The organism is Mitsuaria sp. TWR114, assembly GCF_007997345.1.
Map to the genome: position 1 here is coordinate 1 of NZ_VOSR01000848.1, position 3,158 is coordinate 3,158.

Below are 3,158 nucleotides of genomic sequence, written 5' to 3' on the forward strand. Positions count from 1 at the left end.
GCCGGTCGCGATCGTGTTCAGCCGCGAGGAGTCGATGGCCTCGTCGACCAAGCGCCATCCCGCCCGCATCGTCTCGACGATGGCGGCCGGCAGCGATGGCCGGCTGCGGGCCGTCGAATTCGAGGGCGACTACAACACCGGCGCCTTCGCCTCCTGGGGCACGGCCGTCGCCAACCGCGTGCCGGTGCATGCGGGCGGTCCCTACCGCCTGCCGCATTACGCGGCCCGCGCGCGCGCCATCCACACGCATGTCACGCCGGCCGGTGCCTTCCGGGGTTTCGGTGTGCCGCAGACGACGATGTCGCAGGAACAGCTGATCGACGAACTGGCGCTGAAGGCCGGCTGGGATCCGCTCGAATTCCGCGCGCTCAACGCGCTGCGGCCCGGCGACACGCTGCCGACCGGTCAGCTGCTGGACGACAGCGTCGGCCTGGTCGAGTGCCTCGATGCGCTGCGACCGCGCTGGACCGAGGCGCTCGCGCGGATCGCCGCGCGCAATGCCAAGGCGCCGCCGCAGCGGCGTCACGGCGTCGGACTGGCCGCGTTCTTCTACGGCTGCGGCAACACCGGCACGCCCAATCCGTCGACGGTGCGCATCGGCGTGCGGCCCGACGGCACGCTGGTGCTGCACCAGGGCGCGGTCGACGCCGGCCAGGGCTCGAACACAGTGATCCCGCAGATCGCGGCCGACGCGCTCGGCGTGCCGGTGGGCCGGCTCCACATCGTCGGGCCCGACACCCACCTCACGCCCGACTGCGGACGCACCTCGGCCTCGCGCCAGACCTTCGTGACCGGACGCGCGGCCTTCCTGGCCGGCACCGCGCTGCGGCGGCGCATCCGCGCGCTGCTGAACGCCGTCGAGGACGCGCCGGTCCACTTCGGCGAGGGCTGGGTCGGCGCGGGCGACGCGCGCCTGCCGCTGCGCGAGCTGCCGCTGGATGCCCATGGCTACGCGCTGTGCGCCGAGGAGCGCTTCGATCCGCCGACGCGCTCGCTGGACGCCACCGGCCAGGGCCGCCCCTATGCGACCTACGCCTTCGGCGCGCAAATGGCGGAGGTGGAGGTCGACCTCGAGACCGGACGCGTGCGGGTGCGCCGGGTGGTCGCGGCGCACGACGTCGGCCGGCGCGTCAACCCGACGCTGCTCGAGGGCCAGATCGAGGGCGCGGTGGCGCAGGGCGTCGGCCTGGCGCTGATGGAGCAGTACCTGCCCGGCCGCAACAACAACCTGCATGACTACCTGATCCCGACGGTGCACGACGTGCCCGAGGTCGAGGTGCTGTTCGTCGAGGCGCCGACGCCGATCGGGCCCTACGGCGCCAAGGGCATCGGCGAGCCGGCGCTGGTGCCGACCGCCGCCGCGATCCTGAACGCGATCCACCACGCCACCGGCGCGCGCGTGCGCGAGGCGCCGGCCACGCCGGACGTCGTGCTGCGCGCGCTGGCCGCCGCCGGCCGCGGCTTGCCGCTCGCTCCCGGTGCCCGGTGATGCGCTGGATGCTTCGATCTCCGTCGATCCGCCGCGCCTTGCGGGCGCCGGTGGCGATGCCCGCTTCCCGGAAGGAATGACCCGGTGATGTCCGACACCCCACTCGCGTCGCCGTCGCGGCGCCACCGCTGGCTGGCCCTGCTGCCGGTGCTGCATGCGCTGGCCGGCGTGACCGTTGCCAACCGCGTCCAGCCCTTCGTTCTGGGACTGCCGTTCTTCATGGCCTGGACCATCGCCGGCATGCTGCTGACCGCGCTGGTGATGGCGGCGATCTACCGCCTCGACCCCGCCAACCGCGGCGACGCGGAAGCGGCGCCCGACCTCGGCGACGACGTCAGCGGGAATATCGGCGGGAATATCAGCGAGCACATCGGCGAGCACCGCAGCGGCAATGGCAGCGCCAGCGCCAGCGCCCAAGCCGGGAGCGACGCATGAACGCGGCCACCGTCATCCTGCTGCTGACGCTGGCCTTCGCGCTCTGGACCGGCCTGCGCGCGCGGCGTGGCGTCACGATGGACCTGGCCCAGTGGAGCGTCGGCGGGCGCGGCTTCTCCGCGCTGCTCGTGTTCGTGCTGATGGCCGGCGAGCTCTACACCACCTTCACCTTCCTGGGCGCCAGCGGCTACGCCTACGGCCACGGCGGCGCGGCGCTCTACATCCTGGTCTACACCTGCCTGGCCTTCGTGATGTCGTACTGGCTGCTGCCGCCGATCTGGCGCTTCGCCAAGCGGCATGGCGCGATGACGCAGCCCGAGGTCTTCGCGCGGCTCTACGACAGTCCGGCGCTGGGCCTGCTGGTCGCCGTGGTCGCGCTGCTGGCGCTGGTGCCCTACCTGGTGGTGCAGATGAAGGGCCTGGGCCTGATCGTCGAGCTGACCTCCTACGGCACGCTGTCGCCGGCGACCGCGGTCTGGATCGGCGCCAGCGTCATGACGGTCTACGTGATGCTGTCGGGCATCCACGGCTCGGCGCTGACCGCGGTGGTGAAGGACGTGCTGGTGCTGCTGGTCTGCGTGTTCCTGGGGCTCTACCTGCCCTACCACCACCATGGCGGCCTCGGCCCGATGTTCGAGCGCATCGAAGCGGCGCGGCCCGGCTTCCTCGCGCTGCCCGCCGAGGGCCGCAACGCCGTGTGGTTCAGCTCGACCGTGGCGCTGTCGGCGCTGGGCATGTACCTCTGGCCGCATGCGTTCAGCGCCGTGTTCACCGCAAAGTCCGAGCGCAGTTTCCGCAAGAACGCGGCCGTCATGCCGCTGTACGCGCTGGTGATGCTGTTCTCGATGTTCGCCGGCTTCGCGGCGGTGCTGGAGGTGCCGGGCCTGAGCGGCGGCCAGATCGACCTGGCGCTGCTGAAGCTGTCGCTGAAGACCTTCGACCCCTGGTTCGTCGGCGCGATCGGCGCGGCCGGCATGCTCACCGCGCTGGTGCCGGGCTCGATCATGCTGATCTCGGCCTCGACGCTGCTGGCGCGCAACCTCTACCGGCCGCTGTTCCCGCGCAGCGACGATGCGCGGCTGGCCACGGTCTCGCGGCTGGCCGCGCCGCTGCTGACCCTGATCGCGGTGCTGCTGACGCTGGGCGGCGGATCCAGCATCGTCGCGCTGCTGCTGATGGGCTTCGGCATCGTCACGCAGCTGGCGCCCGCGCTGCTGGCGGCGCTGGTGGCGCT

The 3,158-nt window shown here is 72.4% G+C and carries 3 protein-coding genes; all 3 read left to right on the forward strand.

The window, feature by feature from the left end:
- On the forward strand, positions 1-1,489 hold a 1,489-nt coding region (locus tag FUT87_RS24870), incomplete at its 5' end, for a xanthine dehydrogenase family protein molybdopterin-binding subunit (RefSeq protein ID WP_147242733.1).
- Positions 1,490-1,576: 87 nt separating this feature from the next.
- Positions 1,577-1,924, forward strand: coding sequence for a DUF3311 domain-containing protein (locus tag FUT87_RS24875; protein ID WP_147242734.1), 348 nt, complete (start codon positions 1,577-1,579; stop codon positions 1,922-1,924).
- The coding region (locus FUT87_RS24880; protein WP_147242735.1) for a sodium:solute symporter at positions 1,921-3,158 on the forward strand (1,238 nt) is incomplete at its 3' end. The genes FUT87_RS24875 and FUT87_RS24880, both read left to right, overlap by 4 nt.

Coding starts and splice junctions, on each gene's coding strand:
- FUT87_RS24875 (WP_147242734.1), top strand. CDS start 1,577: ATGTCCGACACCCCACTCGCGTCGCCGTCGCGGCGCCACCGCTGGCTG.